3 protein-coding genes are annotated in these 1,343 nt (G+C 30.4%); all 3 read right to left on the reverse strand.

Annotated elements, in window-relative coordinates; all coding sequences use genetic code 11:
- Positions 1-77: 77 nt before the first annotated feature.
- The 3 genes from FC86_RS02245 to FC86_RS06650 are packed head-to-tail and all read right to left on the reverse strand — an operon-like array spanning position 78 to position 1,179.
- Positions 78-635: a MerR family transcriptional regulator gene (locus FC86_RS02245; RefSeq protein ID WP_056974410.1), complete on the reverse strand. Its 558-nt coding sequence runs from the start codon at positions 633-635 to the stop codon at positions 78-80.
- 14 nt (positions 636-649) lie between these two features.
- The gene (locus tag FC86_RS06450; RefSeq protein ID WP_062325946.1) at positions 650-1,033 is read right to left on the reverse strand and encodes an arginase family protein; all 384 of its coding nucleotides are present in this window, start codon (positions 1,031-1,033) and stop codon (positions 650-652) included.
- Positions 997-1,179: a hypothetical protein gene (locus tag FC86_RS06650; RefSeq protein ID WP_056974412.1), complete on the reverse strand. Its 183-nt coding sequence runs from the start codon at positions 1,177-1,179 to the stop codon at positions 997-999. Before FC86_RS06650 ends, FC86_RS06450 begins: the two co-directional genes overlap by 37 nt.
- Between the last annotated feature and the right edge of the window lie 164 nt (positions 1,180-1,343).

The raw sequence follows: 1,343 nt of genomic DNA on the forward strand, positions 1-1,343 counted from the left end.
TCAAGCAGTTAACATCCAAAAATAATTAAAAAAGAGCCCTTAGGGCTCTTTTTTTTGTGTCTAAAAATATTAAAAAATCAAAGCATTTTTACTTGTATTTCATAAACCAGTTTATTTTTTTCGTTTACAAAGGTATAGTCCAACCATTGTGTTTGAATAAAATTATTAGTAATTGAAATATGATGATTCTTAGAATGATTGATAAGTTTATTGATATAAACTTGTGCATTCCAAAATTCACCCTCATAAGTTAAAGTTAGATATTTATCTTGCGGAACTTTTTTTAAATTGGAGTAATCTCTTAAATTTTCTTTGACTTCGATAGTTTTTTTGATTTCCGAAAGCTCTTGTATCTTTGAATTAACAATTTTTAAGCTTTTTGACAGTAAATCTTGTGTTGTTTCTATATTACAATTTTGCAAATAGTATTTAATTTCTTGTAAAGAAAATCCTAACTGTTTCAATTCTTTTATAGTACCAAGCTGTTCATATTGATTAATTGAGTAAAGTCGTTCTCGTGTGATTTTATTTATCTTATACGGTTTTAATAATCCTATTCTGTCATAGTGTCTAAGAGTCTCTGTTGAAACTTGACATAAACTTGCTAAATTAGAAATAGTTAAGATACTATTCAATATAAAAACTCCTTTCAGGTTGACTGATTGTTACTTTCATTAGTGTAGGCCATCAAACATATGATGTCTTGTGCCACAGATGCTGCAGCTAGTGAAGTAATTTCTCCATGATCATACTGTGGTGCTACTTCTACGATGTCGCTCGCAACCACATTAATCCCAGCTAAATTTTTCAATATAGTTCTTATATGATGCGTGGTTGGTCCTCCAACACCTTTTTTAGCATGAGTAAAAGTACTTTCAATCATTGTGTCAACGGATTTACTGCCATATGATTGACCGATATCGCCATAGTCAATAATGTTAGATTTTATTTTATCTAAGTTTAAAATATCTCGCCACATATAGTTAAATCCAAGTACTAAGTGTGACATACTGCGAATAGAGTTGGGTCCCATTCTTGTACCTGAACGATTTGATGTTCCTGAATCAAATGGGCCCCCATGATTGCTATATCAATATTTTTTAAATCTCGAGTGTACTTGTAGCCACCGAATGTATTAATACCAGCGTAAAATAGAAAATTGTCAGCGTTTTGAGTCATAATGAATTCTCCTTTAAAATATAATTTACGTTTATGACTATAATTCTTTGTGTTACACAAAGGTCAACTATTATTTTCTAGTAATTATGGTATCATTCTGTTATCTCCTGTGTTATACTACGTATGTAATCGAATTTGAAACGTGAGCTGTAGTGTTATACATA

The organism is Holzapfeliella floricola DSM 23037 = JCM 16512 (assembly GCF_001436605.1).
GTDB classification, from domain to species: domain Bacteria; phylum Bacillota; class Bacilli; order Lactobacillales; family Lactobacillaceae; genus Holzapfeliella; species Holzapfeliella floricola.